This is a genomic window from Salinicoccus sp. CNSTN-B1 (genome assembly GCF_054792835.1).
In genome coordinates this window covers 1,937,288-1,960,529 of the sequence record NZ_JBTWMN010000004.1, presented here as the reverse complement: position 1 = coordinate 1,960,529, position 23,242 = coordinate 1,937,288, and the positions used below count along the sequence as shown (strand labels likewise).

Genomic DNA, 23,242 nt, shown 5'->3' with positions numbered 1-23,242 from the left:
AGTGTACGGGAAGGCTGAGCGGGCATGGAGAGAAAAAAGATAGTGTGCTTCATATATGAATTGGGCGGCGGTGGTGCAGCAAGGACCATGCTCAACATCATCAATAATATGGATAGGGAAAAATTCGAACCTGTGCTAGTGACATTGGACTATGTTGGGGACTACGAGGCGCATCTGGACCCTGACGTGACGTTTTTGAAGCTTAGGACGAAGCGGCTAAGGCACGCTGTGATGCAGCTTTCTAAAGTGCTCAGAAAAGAGCGGCCGGACCTCGTCTTCAGCACCATCCCGAACTATAATATCGTGGCGATACTGGCGACTGTATTATCAGGCACCGGGGCAAGGAATGTGGTGCGGGAAGCGGCGTTCCTCGGTGGCAGCCTTCGTGAGAACCTCAAGCTCAAGGCATCAGGCGCGCTCTACCGCCGTGCATCGAAGGTCATTGCATTGTCGGGGGGCGTCAAAGCCAACATCATCGCACGCTACGGTGTCCCGGCGCGCAAGATCGACGTCATATACAACCCTGTCGATATCGCCGGGATACGCCGTGCAGCACTGCGGGATGATGTGCCTGTAGGCCTTTTTGATGACAATCACAAAGTGATCGTCACAGCAGGTCGGCTCCATCCCGATAAAGACCATGCGACACTGCTGCGGGCGTTTTGTAAGGTGAAGGAAAAAGAGCCTCGTGCCATTTTGGTAATCCTCGGCGCGGGAGGAGAGGAAGCCTCGCTGAAAGCGTTGGCTTTAGAGCTGGGCGTGCATGGATCGGTGCACTTCCTCGGCTTTCAGCCGAATCCGTATGCCTATTTTGCCCGCGCTGACCTGTTCGTCCTGTCGTCGCAGAAGGAAGGATTCGGCCATGTATTGGCGGAGGCGTTGGCCGCAGGCACCCCGGTCGTCTCGACAAAAGCGCATCCCGGTGCGCGGGAAGTGCTGGAAGACGGTCGTTATGGGACGATGTGCCCCATGGGAGACCCCACGGCTCTGGCAAACGCGATGCATGCTGTACTGACACTGGATGACGCTGAGCGTGAAGTGCGCATCCGACAAGGGCGTGCGCGTGCTGAAGCGTTTCGGGTGGACGCGATCGTGCGCCAATACGAAGAGATGTTTCTTGGCGTCGCCCGCCAGTAATCTAGAGGAGTAGGAGAAATGACATGAAGAAGAAAGCTGTACATATGACGACGGTCCACCATCCCTATGATCCGAGGATCTACCATAAGCAGTGCCGTTCGCTCCAGGAGGCGGGCTTTGATGTTACGCTGATAGCGCGGCGCGATCCGAATGGCGGCGTGCGCCCGGCACCGATTGAGCATGTGCCGCTCCGCACTTACAAGAGCCGGCTGGCACGCATGATCTTCGGCACATTTGACGCCTATAGGAAGGCCAAAGCCATTGATGCCGACATCTATACGTTCCATGACCCCGAGCTGCTGCCTGCAGGGTGGCTGCTCAGGAAGACGGGCAGCGCGGTCGTCTACGATGTCCACGAAGACTATATTACGAGCATCATGCAGAAGGACTACTTGGGTGAGTCGGTCAAAAGAGTGGTGGCGACCGGCTACAAGGTCCTTGAAAAGTTCTTTATAAAGGACATGGGCGTGTCACTGGCCGAAAAGTACTATAAGGACGCGTATCCGGATGGTGTATGGATATTGAACTATCCGGTCGTAAACGAGCGCTTTTTGGCCCATGAACGTTCAGGACACGCTGAAGGCAGCGTGCTGTATACAGGGAACGTCTCGCATGTGCGCGGCGCCCTCTATCATGCGAAACTGCCAAAAATCGCACCGGACATGGACGTGCATTTCATCGGCAAATGTCCGGGCGCCTTGGCGGAAGAGATGTATGAGACGGCAGGCGAAGGCAGGTCACGGCTCCATATAGAAGGCATCGACAGCTTCGTCGAAAAGGGGCGGATCGAGGATAAATACCTGGAACGCCACTGGTTGGCGGGCCTTGCGATCTTCCCGAAAACGGAGCACTACCGCAACAAGGAACTGACCAAATTCTTCGAGTATATGAATGCCGGATTGCCGATCATCTGCTCGGACTTCCCTGTATGGCAGGCATTCGTCGACAAGTACGCCTGCGGCATCGCCGTCGACCCGGAAGATGACGACGCGATAAAAGCGGCACTCGACTATTTGAAGGATAATCCGGAAGCGGCAAGGCAGATGGGCGAGAACGGCAGACAGGCAGTAGCGGAGGAACTGAACTGGCAGACACAGGAGCGGATACTCGTCAAATGGTATGATGCCCTCTCGGACAGGCCAGCATCTTTTAGCAAGGAAGGTGTTAGAGGCAAATGATGGAATCACACAGGCCGACGGTTTCAGTCATCACGCCGGCATACAATGCAGAACGGTTCATCAGGGATGCGATCCATTCCGTCCTCGACCAGACATATACGGACTGGGAGATGATCATCGTCGATGACCGGTCAACCGACCGGACAGTCGATTACATAACGGCGATGCAGCAGAAGGACGCGCGCATCCGGCTGATCGCGCTCGAGGAGAATTCGGGTTCTGCCGTGGCGCGCAATACCGCGATCGAAAATGCCCGCGGGCGCTATATCGCGTTTTTGGACAGTGATGACAGATGGTTGCCGGAAAAGCTCGCGCATCAGCTGCGGTTCATGCAGGAGAAGGACATCGCTTTTTCGTTCACATCATATGAGCGCACTTTGGAAGACGGGACGCCGACGGGCTATCTGTCGAAGACGCCAAAAAAAGTCGATTGGGATGCGCTGATGAAGCGCTGCGTCATCGGCTGCCTGACGGTCATGCTGGACACGAAGAAGACCGGTGAAGTCCGGATGGTCAATATCCGCACCCGCCAGGACTATGCATTATGGCTCGAGTTGACCCGGCGCGGCTTCACGGCCTATGGGCTAAACAAGACGCTTGCGTGGTACCGGGTGGTCGGCGGGTCGATCTCAAGCAACAAATGGAAGGCGGCCAAGCGCAACTGGTACCTCTTCCGAAACATCGAATCACAGAGCCTCATCAGCACCATATGGTACTTCAGCCATTATGCGATGATTGCGGTGAAGGACCTCATAAAATATAAACTGATCATAAAGAAGGATCAGATCAAATCAGAACCTTAGTGGAAATGGGCGGTGTCTTATTTAATCATGAAAATATATTTGCAGGAAATGCTGGATCGCAAAGATCTACTCTATTATCTGGTGCGGTCGGGGCTGAAGGCGGAACACCGCAACAGCTATCTTGGCTACCTGTGGTGGCTGCTCGACCCACTTCTGAACGTGCTCGTATTCTACTTCCTGGTCGTCATCATACTGGACCGGGCGGGCCCTGAGAACTTCCCGCTGTTCTTGGTCATCGGACTTATAGTATGGCGGTGCATCAGTTCGACGTTGAATTCATCATCGAAATCGATCATGCAGTACAGCTCGATCGTCAGCCAGGTCTACCTGCCGAAATCGCTGTTCCCGATTTCATTTACGCTGACCCAGCTGTTCAACTTCTCATTCGGTTTCCTGGTCATCGCGGCATTCCTCGCCGTGTACAGGGTGATGCCGGGTGGGAGATCGTATTCCTGCCGCTGCTGGTCATCATCCAGACCGTATTCCTGCTTGCGATCGGCATGATCCTGGCCTACGTGACGGTATTCGTCCGGGACCTCGAGAACGTGCTGCAGTACGTCACCCGCGTATTCTTCTACGCATCCCCGATCATCTGGGAAGGCGGCAGGCTGCCGCCTGAATACGGCTGGGCAGTGACGTACAACCCTGTTGCCGTCATCGTGACGGCCTACCGGGACATACTCATGTACGGCAATGTACCGAACTTCATGGGGCTCGGCATCATATTCGTGGTGTCGGCTCTGGCAATCGGCTTCATGCTGTGGTACTACAGCCGCAACGAATACAAGATCATCAAAGCGCTGTAATAGGCGATCATTATAAAAAAGAGGGTTTTTGGATTGACTCAAGTTAACGGACCGGAAGTGGATCAAACACATAAAGATGACAAGGAAGCAGTCGTCAAGGCCGAAGGGGTCGGCGTCAGCTTCTTCTCGGGCAACCATGCCGCCGACTTCAAATCCAGGGTGCTCGACTTCTTCAAGGAGTGGCGTCTGCCGGAGAGGCAGCTCGTCCATCCGCTCAAGGACATCAGCTTTGAAGGGATGGAAGGCGAGATACTCGGCATCATCGGTTCCAACGGGGCAGGCAAGTCCACGATTTCGCGCATCATTTCAGGCATACTGCGGGAAGACTACGGCGTGATGGACGTCAAAGGCAAAGTCACCGCCCTATTCTCATTCGGCATGGGCTTCAATCCTGAACTGCCCGGCAAGGAGAATGTCTACCTGAACGGTATGATGCTCGGCATCGATAAGAAGGAGATCGACCTCTACATCGAAGACATCAAGGAATTCTCCGACCTCGGCCAGTTTTTCGACGAACCCATGAAGTACTATTCAAGTGGGATGAAATCAAGGCTCGGCTTCAGTGTGGCATCGCACCTGCATCCTGAGATTCTGATTCTCGATGAAGCGTTGAACACCGGGGATGCGAAGTTTTCGAAGAAGGCTGCCGAAAAGATGCAGTCGCTCGTCAAACAGGCGAAGATGGTCATTCTGGTCACGCACAGCCTGCGCTATGCACAACGGCACTGCGACAGGGTGATGTGGCTCGACAAAGGAGAAGTGCGTGAGATCGGCGAACCGAAGACGGTCATCGCCAACTACCGCCAGACCGTGCCGAAACGGCCGAAGCGGAAACAGGGCAAACTCGAGCTGCAAAAGACGGAAACCGAGATGAAGGACAATGTGGTCATCCGCGCATCAGGCGTCGGTGTCTCCTATAAGTTGAATACAGGCACATTCTGGGCATTGAAGGACGTGAACTTTGAGGTCCATGAAGGTGAAGTGGTCGGCATCATCGGCCATAACGGCGCCGGCAAGAGTACACTATGCAAGACATTGACCAAAATATTGCGGCCGGATGAAGGCGAGATGGAACTCCACGGGGAAACGAGTGCCCTGCTCGGCTATGGCACAGGCTTCAACCCGCACCTGACCGGGGAAGACAACATCTACTTGAATGCCCTGCTGCTCGGCATCCCGAAAAAACGCGTCGATGAGAAATTCGATCAGATTGTCGAATTCACCGGTCTCGGCGATAAGGTCAAAAAGCCGGTCAAGGATTTCTCAAGTGGCCAGAAGGCTCGCCTCGGCTTCAGCATCGCCGCCAATCTCCAACCAGACATCTTCATCGTGGATGAGGCGCTGTCAACCGGCGACCTCGCCTTCCAGCAGAAGGCGAGCGAGCGCATCCAGGAGATGATGAGCCGCGCCAAAGTGGTTATCATCGTCTCCCACAGCCTGCCGTTCATCGAAAAGCTCTGTACACGGGGCATATGGATGGAGCAGGGCAAGGTGATGTTTGACGGCAGTGCCGAAGAGGCGGTCTATAAATATAGGGAGGCCCAAGGCCTGCTAAAGCCGGCGCAGAAGAAACTGGCAGGACGCAGAGGTGCAGGTAAGAATTCCCCAGAAAAATCAGGCAGTAGAAAAGAAGCAAGGGGCCAACAAGCAGCCGGCGTCCCAAGGCGCAGATAAATAATTGAAGAAGGCGGTACTTTCCATGATCAAGAAAATACTCTCCAAACCGATAGACTGGGTAGTCTATTCACTATTCAACGAAAATCAGCGCAAGCAGATCGGCGATATGCTTACACAAACCCAAAAGGATACGGTCATCCGCCTGTTGAACGGCAAGAAGTTCACGGAACGGCGCCGCGTGAAATCATTGAAGCACCATCTCTATACGCTCGGCTTCACAGAGCGGGCGCTCGATGATATGCAGACGCTCCGCGATGAGACCGATAATCCAGAGATCAAAAGACTCATCTCCTGGGAGATGAGTCTTTGGCATGCCAACAGAAATGATGCAGTGGGCGCACAGCGTGCCCTCGACTATCTGGATGATGCCTATTCAAAAGAAGATGGCCCGACCAGAAGCGGCGGCTCGCCATCGTCAAAGCCGAGTGTCTGGACCGCACCGGTCAGAGGGAAGCAGCCGTACGGCTCCTGTCAAACCATCTCGAGGCACAGCCGCATCCGGACCTATGCCTTGGTCTGGCCAACCTTGAATCGGACATCAGCCGACGCATGGTGCTGATCAATGAAGCGTTCCATATGCACAGCCTACAGCCAATCGGCTTCGCCGATGGAGCCGTGCCGGCCTACGATGCGCTGATGACGGAACCATCCACACACACCATTACCGACGGTCCGAAAGTGTCCGTGATCCTGCCGGCATTCAAAGCGGGGCGGGCATCCGCATTGCGATCGAATCGATTCTTGGCCAGACATGGCAGAATCTGGAGCTCCTCATCGTCGATGACTGCAGTCCAGACGACACAAAGGCGATTGCCGAAGAATACGCTGCCCGCGACCCGCGGGTGCGGGTATTATCCACACCAAGAAACAGTGGCCCTTATGTCGCACGCAACATCGCCCTCGAGGCGGCAGACGGGGAGTTCGTGACGGTCAACGATGCGGACGACTGGTCGCATAGCCAGAAGATTGAAGTGCAGGCGAGACACTTGATGGACCATCCGAAAGTCGTGGCAAATACTTCCGGCCATGCACGCTTGACGGAGGAACTGACACTCTACAGGCGGGGACACCAGGCAAGTATATCTTCCCGAACATGTCATCGATGATGTTCAGAAGGAAAATGGTCACCGACGCAATCGGCCACTGGGACAGCGTCCGCTTTGCCGGGGACGGTGAATTCAAGCGCCGTCTGGTCAAAACATTCGGCCAAGGACGCTACGTTGACCTCAACACCGGCCCGCTGTCACTTCCAAGGCAGTCCACGGCTTCGCTGACAGGCAGTTCCGCTTTCGGTTATGATGGCTTCTTCATGGGTGTGAGAAAAGAGTATGTCGACAGCCTGGAGCATCATCATGCGATGTCAGATAACCTATACTACAGCTATCCGCAGAACCCAAGGCCATTCCCGGTCCCTGAACCGATGTGGCCCGAGCGTGAGGAGAAGACGGATGGCTGGCGGGATTTTGACGTCATCATAGCCGGAGATTTCCGTGCCGATGAGCATGCGCATATAAAACGCATCCGGACGCTCAAAGAGAATCACGCGCGGATCGGGCTCGTGCAGCTCTACACATATGACCCGGATGATGATGGGACCATCGCCACGGATATACGGGATATGCTTGATGGGGAATCCCTCCAGATGCTCGTCTACGGGGAGAAGATTGGTGCCCAAAAACTGATCGTGACTGATCTTGAAGTATTCAATGAATGGCAGAAATACCGCCCTGAAATAACAGTCGAGACCCTTCACGTAGCAGGCAATCAACAGATGGATGACAGCAAGCGTGCTGTTGCCATCGACCGAATGAAAGCGTATTTCACTGTGACGGGGCCTTGGCACTTTGAGGATGATGCTTTACGTGGGGGATCGGCACCGATCAGACGGGGGACACGTCATATGAATAGCATAAAAGGACTCGAGAATGAACTGGCACATATGAAGAAACAGCTCGAAGCGGCAAGGGAAGAGGAGCGGGCGGCTGCTGCGACACTGAGGCAGCGCCGTGCATCATTCAATGAAGCAGAGCGGCGGCTCGCCTTTACCACCGCCTTGCCGCGTGGCATGAAACAGGCAGTGCGCACGACGGGGGGCTTTATATTGGGGCGGCGCAACCGCAAGTGGCTCTACAGCAGCACCTACAGGAAAAGGACGCCCACAACAAACTAAAGCCATACACCCGCCACCTGTACGAGCTCGGCTTCACAGAACAGGCGCTGCGTGACTTGAATACGCTATACCGTACAACGCGGGATAAAAACCTCAAGCAGGCGGCAGCTTGGGAACTGGCCCTGTGGCACGCCAATGCCTATACGCCATCAGACGCCGAGCAGGTGTTTCACTACGCACCAGACGCTGTCAAGGGCGTCCGCGACCGAGATGATTTAAGGCGCACCGCAATCATTACGGCAGAAAGTGCCGTGCTGCTCGGGCTTACGCAATCGGCCAAGGCCATACTATCAAGCGTGATGCACCAGCACCATGCCGATCTATACTTGGCGATGGCGAATCTCGAAGAGACTTTGGCGCGTCGCGCAGAATGGATCAATAAAGCCATGGCGCTATACAATCTGGCGCTGATCACCTTTACCGGCAATTCGTATGAAGGCTTGACTGTAGCAGACAAACCGGAGGAAGTGCGGGGACCGAAGGTGACAGTGATCATGCCGGCCTACAATTCAGCGGACGGCATCAAGACGGGATCAGCTCGATCCTCGCCCAGACATGGCACAACATCGAACTCATCATCGTCGACGACTGCAGTACGGACGACACGCTTTCAGTCGCCCGAGAGTTCCAGGCGATGGACGACCGGGTGAAGGTCTTGTCCACTCCTGTAAACAGCGGCCCATATGTGGCGCGCAACATTGCACTGGAGCAAGCTACAGGATTGCTCGTTACGGTGAATGACGCCGATGACTGGTCGCACCCCGAAAAGATCGCCATACAGGCCCGCCATCTGCTCTGCAATGACGGCATCATCGCCAACACTTCGGCGCACTCCAGGCTGACGGAGGCACTGATGCTGCATAGGCGGGGCACACCAGGGCGCTACATATTCCCCAATATGTCGTCATTGATGTTCAGAAGGAAAGAAGTGCTTGAACGCGCGGGATTTTGGGACGAGGTGCGCTTTGCGGCGGACAGTGAATTCAAAAGGCGGCTCGCGGCACTTTTCGGTGAAGAGGTCCTGGTCGACCTTGACACCGGCCCGCTTTCCTTCCCTCGCCAGGCCTCCGGCTCATTGACCGGCAGCGCAGCTTTTGGTTATAAGGGCTTTCTGATGGGGGTCAGGAAGGAATATGCGGAGGTGCACAGAAGGCATCATCAAAACACTGCGGCCGGGGCTCTGAAGTATCTCCCTGGGCAAACCGTACGGCCCTATCCAGTGCCGGAACCGATGTGGGTCAGACGGGAAAAGCAGCCGGATGGCTACAGGGCATTCGATGTCGTCATAATCGGCGACTTCCGCCTGCCTGCAGCACGTCATCAGGCAACAATTAGGGAAATCGAAGTGAACAGGCAACGGGGCTTACGCACCGGTCTGGTTCAGATGAACCATTATGATGCGACGCTTCCGAAAAAAGTGGACGAAAGCATCCGCCGGATGATCGACGGGGACAGCGTCCAGATGCTCGTCTACGGTGAATCGATCGAGGCCAGCGTATTGCTCATCAGACACCCGGAAGTGTTCATGGTGCCCCAGCACTATGTGCCACACATCAAGGCACGCATCGCACGCGGCATCACGGATGGTGCTGAACGCGACCTCAGGAGATGTGCCAGGCATGCCGCCGAATATATCGGCAAGGAGATAATATGGCATCCTGTAAGCGGTGCCGCGAGACAGACAATCAACCGGAGCGGCATCAGATTATCTGCTGAGGATTGGACGGATTATGAATCCAAACTGAAGGACTGGCTGATAGAGGACAGACCCAAAACATGAAGGAGGGCACATCATGGCGACGGAGCAGGATGGAACAGGCAGCAAGAAGCTGCTGAAGGCATTGATGGAAACGAAGGCGGAAATCAGAAAAGCATCACGGCATACAGCGGCGATGACCAAAAGGATCGGCCAGATTGAAGGCAGCCGGACATACCGCACGGCACAACGGCTCGGATGGGTACAAAAAGGCGCACCACAGGAGGGGAAAAGGAAATCCTTGAAGCGGCGCTTGCTTCTGCCATAAGGGAAAATGAAGAACTGGCCATGCAGCACCATCTTGCCGAGCTCGACAGCGGTGCGATGAACCGGATCAGGACACAAAACGCTGTGCGGGAAGCCCACAATGATGGGACCCTCATGCGCTTCATCGAACAGGCCGTCAGACAGAAGAATCAGCTTGATGAAGACTACAGGGACGCATTGACATTCGCCGGACGGCTGTCGATGAAAGAAGAAACACCTGTCAGGCAGATGATCTATGCCATGCTGGCGGACGGATTGAAGATTGAAGATATCCCCGAATTCATGATGCGGGAAGCATTTGTCGATGACCCGATGCCGCTCAAGCAGGCAGCCTCCTTCAGTGCAAGCCTCAATATGCGCCTAAGGAAAGGCCAGCTTGCAGGGGACTTGCCGGAATGGCGATTGGATGACAAGCAGACTGGCATCCGGTTCGCCGATGCCTTGGGCATCAAGCGCCCGCATACACATGACCGGACATACACGATAGATACGTTACCGGTTGAAGCCATGACCGTCGTCAAGCCGGTGGAGGGGGCGGGTGCCCGCGGGGTGTACCTCATCAACAGCCAAAATGATATAATAGACCTCAAACGTGCAAAAGCGCTCACCAGCAGTGACGCACTCATCACAAGCATGAAACAGGATCTCGCCGACAAATCGGTGGCACAGGACGACTGGATGGTTGAGGAACAGATCCTTGAGGATAAAACGAACCAACTGCCTGCAAGCGACGTCAAATTCTACTGCTTCTACGGTAAAGTCGGCCTGGTGCTTGAAATCAAGCGCTATCCGGAACTCAAATACTGTTGGTGGGATACACAAGGCAACAGGGTGGTCACCGGCAAATACGACGAAGTCCCGTTCAACGGCAAAGGCGTCAGCCAAGAGGAGATGGATATGGCAGCTGCCATCAGCGCCGAAATCCCAGCACCATTCATACGGATCGATTTCCTGCGTTCGGAAGCGGGGTTGGTATTGGGGAATTCACACCGAAGCCCGGTGACTACGACGGCTTCAGTAAAGAGACGGACCGGCGGATGGGCGACTGCTTCCTTGAAGCGGAAGCCCGTCTTGAGCAGGATCTGTTTGAGCAGAAGGGATTCAGTACATATAAGGAATTGAAGGAATGAAGCGGCACGTGAAGATGGAAATTAGGAGGAATGCATGATGGAGATGAACAGGAACTGGCTGCCTCACTTATCGGCGGAAATCGTAGCGGAAGTTGAAGGCATATTTTTGGATGCATATGTCGTCGCATTGGAAGGCTGGCGACGGGGACTGAAGCTCAGGTGGCATGTAAAGGACTCGGAGCATTTCAAGGATATGGAGACGTGGTCGGTGGATCGGCCGGGCCAGCTCTTTTCACTCAGTTCTAAAGACAGGACCCACTACTTCTTCAGGTCGCGCGGCGATAAGGTGACGAATGAAGCAGTACTTGCCGGCAAGGATAAGCACGAAACGAAAGTGGCATTGACGAAAGCGGGTGTCCCGTGCCGGAAGGCCGACAGTTTGGCGCCGATGAAAAGGATGACGCCATCATGCAGTATGCAGCCGAGCTCGGCTATCCCGTCGTGCTGAAGCCGACGGATGGCAGTTTCGGCAAGGGGGTCGTCACGAACATATTGAGTACCGGCGAACTGGAACGTGCACTGGTAGATGTGCGCGAGAAGGACGGGTTCCAGGAAGTCATATTGGAGCAGTACGTTAAAGGGCAGGATCATAGGTTCTATGTCGTCGACGGTCAGACTGTTGCGGCCATGCACCGGATTCCGCCAAATGTCACTGGCGACGGAGAACACGCCATCAGACAGCTGATCAGGCAGAAGAATACCTTAAGGCGGGAAAACCCAAGACTCATAAGCTGTCCGATCATCATCGACAAGAACACAGAAAACTACCTCGCCCGCAGCAACTATGACCTCAGCACGGTACCGGCGAAAGGTGAAAAGGTGTATTTGAGCGATAAAGGGAACATCTCGATCGGGGGCGACCCTGTAGATGTGTTCGACACGCTGCCGAATCACATAAAAGAGACTGCAGCGGCGGCTTTAGCGGCCATACCGGGATTGAACCATGGTGCGGTCGATATGATGATTTCAGGTGAAGAAGGAAAAGAGACAGGCCATGTCATCGAATTGAATCCGACATCCCAGCTTGGTGGACTGCTGTACCCGGTAGAAGGCCAGGCGCGGGATATCCCAGCACGTATCATCGACTATTATTTCCCGGAAACGAAGCATCACGATGTGGACCGCACACGTACCTATTTCGACTTCCACGATCTGCTCGATCCATTGCAGTCGAGGGACGCGGTCAAGACAACTGTTGCGCCGTCGCCGGTCGGTACAATCTACGCGAAGAAATATAGGGTGACGGGCTATGTCCAGAATGTGGGCTACCACCGTGGCTTGCGTAAGCAGGCGTTCGAACGCAATCTTCATGGTTATGTGATGAGCATTGAAGACGGTGCCATCGAAGTGGTGGTCGGCGGCAATGATCAGGAAATGGTTGACGACTTCGAAAATGGATTGTGGGAAGATGAGGAACGCGCTCAAGTCTTCGAAGTCACAAAAGAAGAATATAATGGGCCGATAAGGCAGGATTTGAAATCAAATCCGATCTGAAGGACCAGCTGAAGACATTGAAAGAATATAAGAGGGAACTCGACATCACCGACTATGAAAGAAAAAAAGCAGAAGTCGAAAATAGAAAATTCCAGGGCAGTACATCCTGGAAAGTGACATTACCGGTGCGCCTGGCTGGCGGCATCGTCAAAAAGGTGAAGAAGAACCGCAAATGAAAATGATGCAAGGGGGAAACCAGAAGTGAATGAAAATGAAGGCATCAGTCTACCCCAACTCACGGGGAGATCGTCAAAAATGCCAGAAAGACACGTCTCGATGCCTATGCTGTAGCGCTTGAAGGCTGGCGCAGAGGACTCAAATTGACTTGGTATACGAAAGATTCAGAGCACTTCGATGATATGATCATATTCGGAGTGAACCCACCCGGCCGGCTATTCTCGCTGGCGTCGGAAGAGAAGACGCATTATTTCTTCAGGACACGTGGCGACCTTGTCAGCAATGAAGCGGTCATCATCGGATCCGAAAAAGACGATACTAAAGAAGTGCTCAAAGAGAAGGGCGTGCCGGTCCCGCTTGGTAAAGGGTTTTCGGAAGAGGCGACCGATGAGGAAATCATCAGCTACTCAAAGACACTCGACTATCCACTCGTCTTGAAGCCAACCAACGCAAGCCAAGGTGATGGTGTCGTGACCAACATCAGGAGCGATGAGGAATTCCTTGCTGCGATCCATTACATCCGTCAGGAGCTCGGTTATCAGGAAGTGATCGTCGAACAGCACGTCGATGGCGAAGAATACCGGGTATACGTGGTGGATGACTCGGTCATCGCCATCTATAACCGTAAGCCGGCGAACGTGATCGGTGATGGGGTGCACGACATCAACGAGCTTATAGAGCTGAAGAACAGGGAAAGACGAAGGAATGCACGCCTGAACAGCTGTCTGATAGAAATCGACAAGGAGATTCCAGAGTATATCCAGGAAGCGGGATACGCTTTGACCAGCATTCCCGAGAAAGGGGAGCGGGTCTATCTGAGGAAGAAGACCAACGTCTCGACAGGCGGCGACCCGCTTGATGCCACCGACGAACTGTCCGACGAAATCAAGCAGATCGCCGTCGATGCATTAAAAGCCATCCCAGGCTTCAAGCACGGTGGTGTGGATATCATCGTCAATGAAAACCGGGCACAGGATGTCCCGGCCGTCGTCATCGAGCTCAATCCAACCGCCCAGATTGGCGGTGCGCTCTTCCCGCTGCGTGGTACGGCGCGTGATATTCCAGGTGCGATCATCGATTATTATTTCCCTGAAACAAAAGGGATGGATACAACCAGTTCCAAAGTATATTTTGATTTCATCAATGTGCTGGAGCCGCTTGAGAATCGGGCGGCACTGGAAGTTGAAGTCGCACCGGCACCGATGGGTGAGCTATACGCCAGACGATATGTCGTAAAGGGTGATGTCCAGCGCTACAGCTTCCATCGTTTCCTGAAGAAGGAGGCGCTCGACCGCGATCTCCACGGCTACGTCAAAAATATGGTGTTCGACGAGATTGAAATCATCGTCGCCGGCACCGACAAGTCGATGATTAATGAGTTCAAGAAACAGATCCACAACTATCCGCAAGCGTCAAAGATAAATAAAGTCACCGCCGAGAAGTGGGACGAGCCTGTCACTGTCGGCTTTGAAATCGCAGAGAAATACAACACGAGGAGCATCAAATCCGTCCAGCATGCCCTGCGCAAGATGGAAGACGACCTATCCCATATCAGACAACAGCGAGACAGAATCGTCAAAGACAATAAACATATCGTGAACAGCACTTCATGGAAAGCGACGAAGCCACTTCGCATGTTAAGTCAGCAGATCAAGAAGAGAAGTGACAAATAGAACAGGATGAGGGGGATTCAAATGACAGAAATCTATCCCGACTGGTTGGATAAGGAAATGGCGAGAGGCGTGCGCCGCTTCAACTTGGACGCCTTTATGCTGGCATTGGAAGGATGGCGCCGAGGGTTAACGCTGACCTTCCATGAGCACGGCACCAAAGAAACCAATATAAGACTGATTGGGTTCGATCCCATCGGTAAACTCTTTTCACTCGCTTCAGACGATAAGACCCATTTCTTCTACAGGTCGAGGGGCGACATGGTTTCAAACGAAGCAGTGGACATCGGCACGGACAAAGGACGGACGAAACAGTATCTCGAACAGGCTGGTGTGCCGGTTCCGGAAGGGTTTGGATTTACAGACGAAGATGATGCCGAAGCCGTTGCTAAAAGAATCTTCCAAAATTCAGGCCCCTTTGTACTGAAGCCGAGGTTCGGCAGCCTCGGCAAAGGGGTGGCCACCGACATACAGTCATCTGAGGCATTTCTTGACAACCTCGCGTACACCAAGAAGACATTCGACTATACCGACTTCCTTGTGGAACAGCATATCGACGGTGAGGAGATGCGGGTGTATGTAGTGGGCGACGAAGCCATCGCCGCCACCAAGCGCATACCGGCAAACGTCACAGGCGACGGGCGGTCTTCCATCGAACAGCTGATCAACGACAAGAACGAATTGAGGAAAGAGAATCCGCATACCGCCACACGACTGATAAAGATTGATGACAGGCTCAGAGATTACCTGGCCAAACAAAATTTCGACTTGCACGATGTCATTGACGCAGGAGAGACCGTCTACCTGAAAGGCGAAAGCAACATGTCTTCAGGCGGCGATTCGGTCGATGTCACCGATGATATCAGCCCTGAAGTGAAGGACGTTGCGGTAGAAGCGGTCAAAGCCATCCCCGGATTGGTGCATGCGGGTGTGGATATGATAGTGAATGGAGACCAAGCCGTAGTGATAGAAGTCAACAGCACTGCAGGCATAGCACTCCACACGTTCCCGATCCATGGGACACACCGCAACATCGCAGAGAAGATCATCGATTACTATTTCCCGGAAACAAGAGATGTTGAGCGGAGCAATGTGCTCTATTTTGACTATAAAGGGATACTCGACCAATTCCGCAGCAACGCAATCCAGTCTCTCACCGTCACCGATGCACCAAAAGGTGAAATCTATGCGAAGCGCTACGTCATCTCAGGCAAGGTCCAGGGAGTCGGCTACCGCGTGTGGGCTGAAAGGGCCGCCATCAAAGAAGGGCTTCATGGTTACGCCCGGAACTTAAAGAATGGCGATGTGGTAGTCGTCGTCGGAGGCCCCGACAAAAATCGGGTCGAAAAGTTCAAAGACTTGTGTTTCGAAGGGCCAAGGCGTGCCCGAGTAACAGCCATAAAAGATTACGTGTGGAAAAAGAATCCGGATAGGATTCGAAATAAAAAGAAGATGAATAAAGATAAAGATGGTGGGAAAATGACGAAGAAGATTACATTAGTGGCAACGGGGGATATCCTCCTCCATACAAGATTGTGCAGAAAAGCCAAAAGGAAAATAAGACCCGGATATAATTTCGTTTCACTTTTAAGTGAAGCCAGACCCCACTTGGAACAAGGGGATCTGACCATTGTAAATCAGGAATCGATTATTGGATGAGAGGAACTTGGCATATCGAATTACCCTAAGTTCAACAGTCCGATGGAGATTGGCTACACACTAAAAAATTTGGTGTGGACATGGTAACCCTAGCCAATAACCACATAATGGATAAAGGGGAAGAAGGCGTCCTGAAATCCATTGAAAACTGGGAAAAAATAGGGTTGGATTACGTTGGTGCCTACAAGTCAGCAGAAGACCAGGAGAGGCTTAGAATAGTCGAAAAGAATGGTTTGAAAGTGTGCTTCATATCATATACTCGTAAGATGAAGGCAGTCAAACTGCCAAAGGATAAACCCTACATGGTCGATCATTATGAGAGTATGAATGTAAGAGAAATCGAACGGAAGATAAGGAAGGTCAAATCTGAAGGCTTGGCTGATGTAGTGGTGCTTTCGCTTCATTACGGTAAAGAGTACCAGATGCGTCCGACAACTGACCAGAGGGAAATATCTGCTTCTTTATCAGATGCTGGTGCTGATGTGATAATAGGACATCATCCCCATGTTCTGTAGCCGCCTGAATTCATATTGAACTCCAGAGGCAAAGAAACGCTGACGATGTATTCCCTAGGGAACTTCTTCTCGGGCCAGAAGGGATTGTATAGACAGATTGGCGCAATAATGACGGTCGATATCGAAAAACCTTCAGGTGATAACCCGATACTTAAAGTCGATAAGCCGAATCTGAAATTGACCTTCACCGACAGTACAGATAAGAAAAATTATAAATTGTATATGCTTGAAGATATAGTGAAAGAAAGAGAATATATCAAAACAGATCACGGAGATTTCGAGAGTGAACAGGTATACCATGACGTGAAAAAGCGACTAGGACAATTCATCCCGGATATGACCATTTCATAAAATCAATAAAAGGAGCATCCTGATATGAGTAACAGCGATGAAAGATATCTCCGGCACCTCAAGGACGCACTGCCTAAGCATGCCCATGGCTATATGTCCAGCGGTTACAGCATTGCGCTGGAAGGTTGGAGAAGAGGCTTGGATTTAAAAATCAGAGTGAACTATTTCAGAAAGAAATCAAAGGTGATTGAGTACGTACTGGGTAATAAATAAAAATCACATTACTTCCAGATAACAAGAGGCGATCTGGTCTCTAAGGAAGCCGTTAAGATATGCATAAATAAAGATCTAACCAAAAAACATCTGGTTGAAGCGGGAGTCAAAACGCCTCAAGGAGAAGTATTCAATAAGAATGACAGTGACGAAGAAATCCAAAAATATGCTGAGCAGCTAGGCTATCCTCTAGTCCTAAAGCCGACTGACGGCACAGGTGGGGCCGGCGTCATAGCGAATATCAAAAATGCTGAAGAAATACAGCAAGCACTCCAATATGTAAGGGTCCAACTCAAAAATGAAAAGTAATAGTGGAGAAGCATTTCCAAGGGGAAGATCATCGCCTATATGTGGTCGGAGACGAGGTCGTTGGCGTCTTTAAACGGGATCCTGCAAGCGTCATCGGAAACGGAAAAGATACCATTCAGCAGCTATTGGAATATAAAAATGAGGAACGTATGAAAATTCCATACCGGCAAAAAAGAACCGAGGCTGATACATAATAAGGTATCTTGGAATCAGGTCATTCCTTTCTTCAACGATCAGGAGATGAATGAGAGCTATAAGGAGAAGAATTTATATGACAAGTTAATTCTTGCAGAGAGAGCAGCTGAGACTGTCATCAAGAGGGCACATGGACTTTATTTCGATCAGCAAAACAATTGTTTGGATGAGTCGGACGCTTTAAATGAGATGTTGTCTTTTAAAGAAGATTTTATAGTGAAACCAAGTAATACGAACAATGGGCAAGGCATTAAAAAAATATATTACCGTGACGGTTTCCTATATTTCGATGACAGAAAGTTGACGATGCGGGCACTGGGAAAGTTATACGGGGGTAACTTCTCGGTCCAGAAAGTGGTACAATAGCATACGATAATGTCTAATCCCCACCCGGATTCAGTCAATACACTGCGAATGGTTACGTTCAGATGGAAAGGTGAGGTAAGGTATCTTTTAACTTTTGCGAGGTTCGGGGCCAATAATAATGTCCTCGATAATACAAGCCACGGAGGCGTTTCCATCGGCGTTAAGGATAATGGCGAATTTATGGATAAAGCCCTCGATAGAAGCTTTAAAATCCATGATACGCATCCCACCACGGGCTTTCCGTTTAAAGATATGGAACCCATCCCTAACTTCGATGAATTTAAGCAATATGTAATCGATCTGCATAAGAATATACTGCATCACGACTTCGTTTCTTGGGATATAGTGGTGGGGTCTGATGGATTACCTGTATTTCTAGAGGCCAATTTTAAAGGTGGAACGTGGTTTTATCAGCTGCTTTCAGAAAAGCCATTGTTTGGGGATTTGACAGAAGAAGTGCTGGCGTACATCTATAAAGAAAGAAACGATAAAAAATCGCCGCGCCATAAAAGTTATGCGAAACTCCAGCCAACACAGAAAAAGCAGAATAAACGGATTAAGAAACTCGAGGATGAAAAGGAAGAACTGATAAAAGAACGTGATCAATTTAAGAAAGAATATAATAAGATGAAGAGAAGTACGAGCTGGAAAATCACTGCTCCTGTCCGTAAAATATCTTCAATTTTAAAAAGAAAATAGTGAAAGACGTGATATTTTTGAATAATGAGGAATGGCTCGACCACTTGAAAGACAGCATACCTGCTACAATCAGTGGAGATAAATTGAGTATCTACGCAATAGCACTTGAAGCTTGGAGGAGAGGCCTCAAAGTCAGCTTTTATGAATTCAAATCCAAATACCGTGAAGAAATCAGAATAAACTACACAGTATCAGACGGGGTTAGGGAAGTGAAATTCAGGTATTCAACTGGCTCAGATGTAACAAGCAAAGCCAAGGGCATCTCTTCAAGTAAGACAAGGACAAAAAAGTATCTGAAAATGAAGGTGTACCAATTCCCAAAGGACAAAAATTCATAAATAAAAGCAATCAACAAATCATTGAATATGCTGAGGACCATCTTGAATTTCCCATAGTGTTGAAACCGACCAGCGGAAAAATGGGGAAAGGCGTCATAGCCAATATCCGGAATGAGGAAGAATTAAAGGACTCACTTGTATATGTAAGAGAAAGACTTGGTTTCAACGAGGTCATTCTGGAAGAGTTCATTCCCGGTGAAGAATACAGGATATATGTATTAAATGGCGAAGTCATCGCAGGTCTCAACCGGCTGCCGGCGAATGTCATAGGAGACGGGGTGAATAGCCTACGAAAATTGATAAAAATAAAAAATGCAGAACGGCAACAGATACCAAGTGTCCGTGGCCGGTCGATTAAAATCGACTCGGAGGTCAAACGTAACATTAAAGATTATGACTATAATCTGGATAGCATCCCACAAAAAGGTGAGAGGATCCTGCTCAGGAAAAATAGTAACCTCTCTACTGGGGGAGACCCTGTGGATGCCACTGATATCCTTGATGTCAAGGTCAAGGAAGTGGCGGTAAAAGCTGCTAAATCTGTGCCAGACTCTGGTTCAATGTGGTGTTGACCTCATAGTGGATGAAAGAGACGGAACAGGCAAAGTAATTGAATTGAACTCAAGTGTGGGGTTAGGCGGGCATTTGTTCCCGCTGGAAGGAAAGTCACAGGATATACCATCAGCCTTGATGGATTATTACTTCCCTGGAACAGAACGTATTACAACGGACCTTTACTTTGATTTCACTAAAGTGACGGGAATGCTGAAGGCGGGAAATGTACATGAAATCATAATGCCCGTGCTACCGCAGGAAAAAATCATAAAAAAATCATTTATCATTAAAGGAAAACTGGAGAAAGTTGGTTTTGTAAGTTTCGTCCGTAAAAAAGCAAGGTATTTTAGTCTGAATGGTTTCGTAGAGATGCGAAGTGATAAATCTGTATTAATCGTAGTGGCTGGTACAGAAAGAAATGTCAATAATTTCCGAGAAATATTGGCAAAGTACTCTCCTAAACGCGTACGGATAGACAATATAACAGAAGGGGAGTGGCAAGGTGTCCTGGAGGCAGGATTTGAAGTGATTCGAACTGCTGAAAGTGAAAAAGCTGAACCTGAGCAAAGAGCAGCTATACCAGTTGTTGATGATGGGCACTTGCAGAAACTGAAGAAAACAAATACGAAGTTAAAAAAGATAAATGTAGATTTAAAGAAAACTAATAAAGAATTGGAAAAGGAGATAACCAGACTGAAAAAAGAAAATGAAGATTTCCAAAGCAGCAAGTCTTGGCAAGTCACCAGACCTTTGAGGTTATTATCCAAGAAAATGGCAAAGAGAAAGAATTAAGATAAAATTTGTTGGAACATTCGATAAAAAACAGTAATTGAATAAATCTAATATTAAGGAGACACAAAATGGTGGGACGAAATGTTGAACTTAAAGATAACCTCACTGAAGAGGTGGTAGAGGGAATCAAGGGGTTTAAATTATGTGCATATTCAGTTGCTTTAGAAGGATGGCGCAGAGGTCTCAAATTAACATGGTATAAAGATGAGACAGATCTGTGTAAAATGCATCGGGTCGGAGGAAGCACCCAAGGTAAATTCTTCTCACTGTCCTCAGAAGATAAAAGCCATTATTTCCTGAGATCAAGAGGAGATGGAGTGACGAATAAGGCAGTAAATCTATGTGGCAACAAAGAAAGTACGTTGAAGCTTTTAAAAGAGCAGGGCGTACCGACTCCACAAGGCAGCATTTTTAATATAGAAGACGAGCGTATGTTTGAGTATGCAGAGATTATCGGTTTCCCAGTCATCATCAAACCGTTGAACGGCAGCATGGGCCGAGGCGTCTATACTAATATAAATTCTACTGGAGAACTGCAGGATGCGTTGGATGATTTCAAGAGGAGATATAAGAAGTATAAGAGCATCATCCTGGAAAAACATCATCACGGTCAGGAATATCGGATATATGTAGTGGATGAAGAGGTAATTGCCGTAACTAACCGAATCCCTGCAAACATCACTGGAGACGGTGTCCAATCTGTGTGTAAACTGATAGAGGAAAAGAATGAAGCCAGGAAAGATAATCCTTATCTTGCGTCAAAGCCGATCAAGATCGATTATGAAGTCAAACTCGCATTAAAGAATAATGGTTTAGAAATGGACAGCATATTACCTGAAGGAAAGGTGTTATATCTACGGGAGAAAAGTAACTTGTCTTCAGGTGGTGATTCAATCGAAGCTAATGATAAGATATCAGAAGAAGTTAAACAGATAGCAATCGACTCCCTGAAAGTCGTGCCTTCTCTTCCGCACGCAGGGGTGGATATCATCGTTGATTCTGAAGATGATCGAAAAGGAGTAGTACTTGAAATAAATGCAACTGCTGAAATCAGCTTCCATCTATTCCCTTGGGAAGGAAAAGCGAGGGACGTCCCGGGTGCAATCATCGATTACTATTTCCCGGAAACAAGGGAGAAGGAAAAATCCTTAGCCTATTTCGATTATCACAGTGTTATCGAACCATTAAAAACTTGGGCTTCAGATGAAGTAGTGGTTGCTCCAGCTCCGATCCAGGAAATGCACCGTAAATGCTTCACCGTCAACGGTAAAGTTCAAAAAGTAGGATATATGAACTATATCAGACGACAGGCGCTTAAACGGAACATACATGGCACTATCCGGAAGAATGGGCCAAAGCAAGTTGAAATTGATGCCATGGCTACAGATGAAAAGATTTTCGACGAATTTATAGATGTCTGCTACAAAGGATCAAAAAAATCCAAAGTCGATTATGTGAAGATAGAAGATAAGGGAATGGAAAATAGCCCCTATAAAATAGGATTTGTATTAGAAACGGAATAGGGGGATGCCCGTCAAGTTTCGCTGAAGTACATTACAGATCATTAGAGGAATGTTGTCATATCGCATCTGTTTTATGACTTATTTTAAAAGGAGAGGAAATCATGCTTGTAGGGATAATGGGCGCTTTCAGAAACCCAACGGAATTAGCTAAAATAACATCTTTGATATGCACCAATTACGGAATTGAAATTGTATATCTCAGGCCCAACGATATAAATATAGAAAAAGGGACCGCTACAGGCAAGCTATTCCTGAATAACGAGTGGGTTAAAAAGGAGACGGAGATTCCGCAATTCATAGATATCAATCCATATAACTTTAAGAAGCGTAACAGAGAAGTAATCAAGTACTTAAAAAATAAGACTTTTTTATCTGATAACAGGAAAAAGGTTTTGAATAAACGGGCATTCCAGGAAGCATTGGAAAAAGACCCGAAATATAAGGATTTTGTAATACCTACTCATGATGTGAAATGTTATGAAGATATAAAGACCCATGAAACAACTTATCACAAATTTGTGCTGAAGCCCGCCGGGGGCATCCAAGGCAAGGGTATATATATAGTCGAGAAGATAGACGACAAATATAAAGTGGGACATCTTAAGGAAGAAGTTCTTTTCAATGAAGATGAGATGAAGGACTTCTATTACGAAAATATTGATGGCAAGAAGTTCATCCTTCAAAAATATATCAGCTCGAGAACTTTGCAGGGAGACCCTTTTGACTGTAGGTTACATCTAGAGAAGAATGGCGAAGGCAAGTGGCAGATCGCAAAAAAGTATGTCAGGATAGGCATCGGACAAAAGGTAATATCCAATATGGCTCAAGGCGGTGGCATTGCCGACGTTAAGCAATTCTTGGAAGCAAACTACGGCACAGAGTCGAAAGTCATTAACAAGAAATTGGATGATTTAGGTGCAATCATCCCTTATAAAATAGAAAAACTTAGGGGCACCCACATCATGTCACTTGGTGTAGACGTTGGAATTGATCGCGATGGGAAGTTATATATTTTTGAAGCGAACGATGGTCCAGGCACTCAAACCATTGTCTCTGAAGTGGCCTATTTGAGGAGCAATTATTATAAGTATGTCTTTGACCATATACTTGGAATCAAAGAAGAAACCAAAAAAGAGGAAGACGAAAAATACACTGCCTTGGTCAATGAAAGAGATTTCTACAGGAGGGAATACAATAAGGTCAAATCAAGCACTTCTTGGCGTTTAAGTGCTCCAGTCAGAAAACTCAGTGAGGTGAAAGATAAATTGTATAAGAATAGATGATTATTTAGTTTGGCCAACGTCTTGAAGAGGAATCGGTATGAAAAACTTCAAATTTAGTTATGGAAGCTTCATTTTTATCATTATACTTGGATTCCTCTTTATGATGTTGGTAACCCTTAAATGATGAATTACAAGGTTATACTGTGCTCTTTAATCTCTCTTTAACATTTATCGATAAT

28 protein-coding genes and 1 pseudogene are annotated in these 23,242 nt (G+C 49.3%); all 29 read left to right on the top strand.

The annotated features are described in order from the left end of the window. The first annotated feature begins 24 nt into the window (after positions 1-24). On the top strand, positions 25-1,137 hold the full coding sequence (locus ACYF68_RS11545) for a glycosyltransferase (RefSeq protein ID WP_461047004.1): 1,113 nt from the start codon (positions 25-27) through the stop codon (positions 1,135-1,137). Positions 1,138-1,160: 23 nt separating this feature from the next. Beyond that, on the top strand, positions 1,161-2,315 hold the full coding sequence (locus ACYF68_RS11540; RefSeq protein ID WP_461047002.1) for a glycosyltransferase: 1,155 nt from the start codon (positions 1,161-1,163) through the stop codon (positions 2,313-2,315). Then, positions 2,315-3,118 (top strand): glycosyltransferase family 2 protein, encoded by an 804-nt coding sequence (locus ACYF68_RS11535; RefSeq protein WP_461047616.1) that lies wholly within the window; start codon positions 2,315-2,317, stop codon positions 3,116-3,118. Before ACYF68_RS11540 ends, ACYF68_RS11535 begins: the two co-directional genes overlap by 1 nt. Positions 3,119-3,145: 27 nt before the next feature. Next, positions 3,146-3,924: pseudogene (locus ACYF68_RS11530) on the top strand (ABC transporter permease). A gap of 33 nt (positions 3,925-3,957) precedes the next feature. Next, positions 3,958-5,598, top strand: a complete 1,641-nt coding sequence (locus ACYF68_RS11525; RefSeq protein ID WP_461047000.1) for an ABC transporter ATP-binding protein — start codon at positions 3,958-3,960, stop codon at positions 5,596-5,598. Positions 5,599-5,623: 25 nt separating this feature from the next. Continuing rightward, on the top strand, positions 5,624-6,160 hold the full coding sequence (locus tag ACYF68_RS11520) for a hypothetical protein (protein ID WP_461046998.1): 537 nt from the start codon (positions 5,624-5,626) through the stop codon (positions 6,158-6,160). A gap of 88 nt (positions 6,161-6,248) precedes the next feature. Next, a complete protein-coding gene (locus ACYF68_RS11515; protein WP_461047615.1) occupies positions 6,249-6,707 on the top strand; it encodes a glycosyltransferase family 2 protein in 459 nt (152 codons plus the stop codon). Then, the gene (locus ACYF68_RS11510; protein WP_461046996.1) at positions 6,704-7,771 is read left to right on the top strand and encodes a hypothetical protein; all 1,068 of its coding nucleotides are present in this window, start codon (positions 6,704-6,706) and stop codon (positions 7,769-7,771) included. The genes ACYF68_RS11515 and ACYF68_RS11510 overlap by 4 nt, the downstream gene beginning before the upstream one ends. A 56-nt stretch (positions 7,772-7,827) precedes the next feature. Then, on the top strand, positions 7,828-8,421 hold the full coding sequence (locus ACYF68_RS11505) for a hypothetical protein (protein ID WP_461046994.1): 594 nt from the start codon (positions 7,828-7,830) through the stop codon (positions 8,419-8,421). After that, positions 8,304-9,551, top strand: coding sequence for a glycosyltransferase family 2 protein (locus ACYF68_RS11500; RefSeq protein ID WP_461047613.1), 1,248 nt, complete (start codon positions 8,304-8,306; stop codon positions 9,549-9,551). The genes ACYF68_RS11505 and ACYF68_RS11500 overlap by 118 nt, the downstream gene beginning before the upstream one ends. A gap of 13 nt (positions 9,552-9,564) precedes the next feature. Further along, positions 9,565-9,795 (top strand): hypothetical protein, encoded by a 231-nt coding sequence (locus ACYF68_RS11495; protein WP_461046992.1) that lies wholly within the window; start codon positions 9,565-9,567, stop codon positions 9,793-9,795. Then, positions 9,726-10,916: an ATP-grasp fold amidoligase family protein gene (locus ACYF68_RS11490; protein WP_461046990.1), complete on the top strand. Its 1,191-nt coding sequence runs from the start codon at positions 9,726-9,728 to the stop codon at positions 10,914-10,916. Before ACYF68_RS11495 ends, ACYF68_RS11490 begins: the two co-directional genes overlap by 70 nt. A gap of 42 nt (positions 10,917-10,958) precedes the next feature. Continuing rightward, complete coding sequence (locus ACYF68_RS11485; protein ID WP_461046989.1) at positions 10,959-11,372, top strand: hypothetical protein; 414 nt, start codon at positions 10,959-10,961, stop codon at positions 11,370-11,372. Then, complete coding sequence (locus ACYF68_RS11480) at positions 11,285-12,418, top strand: acylphosphatase (RefSeq protein WP_461046987.1); 1,134 nt, start codon at positions 11,285-11,287, stop codon at positions 12,416-12,418. The genes ACYF68_RS11485 and ACYF68_RS11480 overlap by 88 nt, the downstream gene beginning before the upstream one ends. Before the next feature lie 17 nt (positions 12,419-12,435). Beyond that, complete coding sequence (locus ACYF68_RS11475) at positions 12,436-12,594, top strand: hypothetical protein (RefSeq protein ID WP_461046986.1); 159 nt, start codon at positions 12,436-12,438, stop codon at positions 12,592-12,594. Positions 12,595-12,738: 144 nt separating this feature from the next. Beyond that, positions 12,739-14,268, top strand: a complete 1,530-nt coding sequence (locus ACYF68_RS11470) for an acylphosphatase (RefSeq protein ID WP_461046984.1) — start codon at positions 12,739-12,741, stop codon at positions 14,266-14,268. A gap of 21 nt (positions 14,269-14,289) precedes the next feature. After that, positions 14,290-15,924, top strand: coding sequence for an acylphosphatase (locus tag ACYF68_RS11465; protein ID WP_461046982.1), 1,635 nt, complete (start codon positions 14,290-14,292; stop codon positions 15,922-15,924). Between the two features lie 80 nt (positions 15,925-16,004). After that, complete coding sequence (locus tag ACYF68_RS11460) at positions 16,005-16,439, top strand: CapA family protein (protein WP_461046980.1); 435 nt, start codon at positions 16,005-16,007, stop codon at positions 16,437-16,439. A gap of 15 nt (positions 16,440-16,454) precedes the next feature. Beyond that, on the top strand, positions 16,455-16,790 hold the full coding sequence (locus tag ACYF68_RS11455; protein WP_461046978.1) for a hypothetical protein: 336 nt from the start codon (positions 16,455-16,457) through the stop codon (positions 16,788-16,790). A gap of 24 nt (positions 16,791-16,814) precedes the next feature. Beyond that, positions 16,815-17,003, top strand: a complete 189-nt coding sequence (locus ACYF68_RS11450; protein ID WP_461046976.1) for a hypothetical protein — start codon at positions 16,815-16,817, stop codon at positions 17,001-17,003. Between the two features lie 18 nt (positions 17,004-17,021). Then, entirely contained in the window at positions 17,022-17,312 is a 291-nt protein-coding gene (locus tag ACYF68_RS11445; protein ID WP_461047612.1) for an ATP-binding protein, read from the top strand. A gap of 2 nt (positions 17,313-17,314) precedes the next feature. Beyond that, on the top strand, positions 17,315-17,506 hold the full coding sequence (locus ACYF68_RS11440) for a hypothetical protein (RefSeq protein WP_461046975.1): 192 nt from the start codon (positions 17,315-17,317) through the stop codon (positions 17,504-17,506). A 46-nt stretch (positions 17,507-17,552) separates the two neighbouring features. Next, positions 17,553-17,873, top strand: a complete 321-nt coding sequence (locus ACYF68_RS11435; protein ID WP_461046973.1) for a hypothetical protein — start codon at positions 17,553-17,555, stop codon at positions 17,871-17,873. 9 nt (positions 17,874-17,882) lie between these two features. Further along, positions 17,883-18,572 carry a sugar-transfer associated ATP-grasp domain-containing protein gene (locus ACYF68_RS11430; RefSeq protein WP_461046971.1) on the top strand — a complete coding sequence of 230 codons (690 nt, stop codon included), beginning with the start codon at positions 17,883-17,885 and terminating at the stop codon, positions 18,570-18,572. Between the two features lie 17 nt (positions 18,573-18,589). Next, a complete protein-coding gene (locus tag ACYF68_RS11425; protein WP_461046969.1) occupies positions 18,590-18,910 on the top strand; it encodes a hypothetical protein in 321 nt (106 codons plus the stop codon). Then, a complete protein-coding gene (locus ACYF68_RS11420) occupies positions 18,886-19,482 on the top strand; it encodes an ATP-grasp domain-containing protein (protein ID WP_461047610.1) in 597 nt (198 codons plus the stop codon). Before ACYF68_RS11425 ends, ACYF68_RS11420 begins: the two co-directional genes overlap by 25 nt. A gap of 7 nt (positions 19,483-19,489) precedes the next feature. Continuing rightward, positions 19,490-20,257 carry an acylphosphatase gene (locus ACYF68_RS11415; protein ID WP_461046968.1) on the top strand — a complete coding sequence of 256 codons (768 nt, stop codon included), beginning with the start codon at positions 19,490-19,492 and terminating at the stop codon, positions 20,255-20,257. A gap of 68 nt (positions 20,258-20,325) precedes the next feature. Continuing rightward, positions 20,326-21,780, top strand: a complete 1,455-nt coding sequence (locus ACYF68_RS11410; RefSeq protein WP_461046966.1) for an acylphosphatase — start codon at positions 20,326-20,328, stop codon at positions 21,778-21,780. Positions 21,781-21,881: 101 nt separating this feature from the next. After that, a complete protein-coding gene (locus ACYF68_RS11405) occupies positions 21,882-23,063 on the top strand; it encodes a YheC/YheD family protein (RefSeq protein ID WP_461046964.1) in 1,182 nt (393 codons plus the stop codon). Positions 23,064-23,242: the final 179 nt, after the last annotated feature.

Excerpts from the sequence above, each read along its gene's own strand:
- ACYF68_RS11545 (WP_461047004.1), top strand. The coding sequence starts at position 25 with ATGGAGAGAAAAAAGATAGTGTGCTTCATATATGAATTGGGCGGCGGT.
- ACYF68_RS11540 (WP_461047002.1), top strand. The coding sequence starts at position 1,161 with ATGAAGAAGAAAGCTGTACATATGACGACGGTCCACCATCCCTATGAT.
- ACYF68_RS11535 (WP_461047616.1), top strand. The coding sequence starts at position 2,315 with ATGGAATCACACAGGCCGACGGTTTCAGTCATCACGCCGGCATACAAT.
- ACYF68_RS11520 (WP_461046998.1), top strand. The coding sequence starts at position 5,624 with ATGATCAAGAAAATACTCTCCAAACCGATAGACTGGGTAGTCTATTCA.
- ACYF68_RS11510 (WP_461046996.1), top strand. The coding sequence starts at position 6,704 with ATGATGTTCAGAAGGAAAATGGTCACCGACGCAATCGGCCACTGGGAC.
- ACYF68_RS11495 (WP_461046992.1), top strand. The coding sequence starts at position 9,565 with ATGGCGACGGAGCAGGATGGAACAGGCAGCAAGAAGCTGCTGAAGGCA.
- ACYF68_RS11490 (WP_461046990.1), top strand. The coding sequence starts at position 9,726 with ATGGGTACAAAAAGGCGCACCACAGGAGGGGAAAAGGAAATCCTTGAA.
- ACYF68_RS11485 (WP_461046989.1), top strand. The coding sequence starts at position 10,959 with ATGATGGAGATGAACAGGAACTGGCTGCCTCACTTATCGGCGGAAATC.
- ACYF68_RS11465 (WP_461046982.1), top strand. The coding sequence starts at position 14,290 with ATGACAGAAATCTATCCCGACTGGTTGGATAAGGAAATGGCGAGAGGC.
- ACYF68_RS11460 (WP_461046980.1), top strand. The coding sequence starts at position 16,005 with ATGGTAACCCTAGCCAATAACCACATAATGGATAAAGGGGAAGAAGGC.
- ACYF68_RS11450 (WP_461046976.1), top strand. The coding sequence starts at position 16,815 with ATGAGTAACAGCGATGAAAGATATCTCCGGCACCTCAAGGACGCACTG.
- ACYF68_RS11435 (WP_461046973.1), top strand. The coding sequence starts at position 17,553 with ATGAATGAGAGCTATAAGGAGAAGAATTTATATGACAAGTTAATTCTT.
- ACYF68_RS11430 (WP_461046971.1), top strand. The coding sequence starts at position 17,883 with ATGTCTAATCCCCACCCGGATTCAGTCAATACACTGCGAATGGTTACG.
- ACYF68_RS11410 (WP_461046966.1), top strand. The coding sequence starts at position 20,326 with ATGGTGGGACGAAATGTTGAACTTAAAGATAACCTCACTGAAGAGGTG.
- ACYF68_RS11405 (WP_461046964.1), top strand. The coding sequence starts at position 21,882 with ATGCTTGTAGGGATAATGGGCGCTTTCAGAAACCCAACGGAATTAGCT.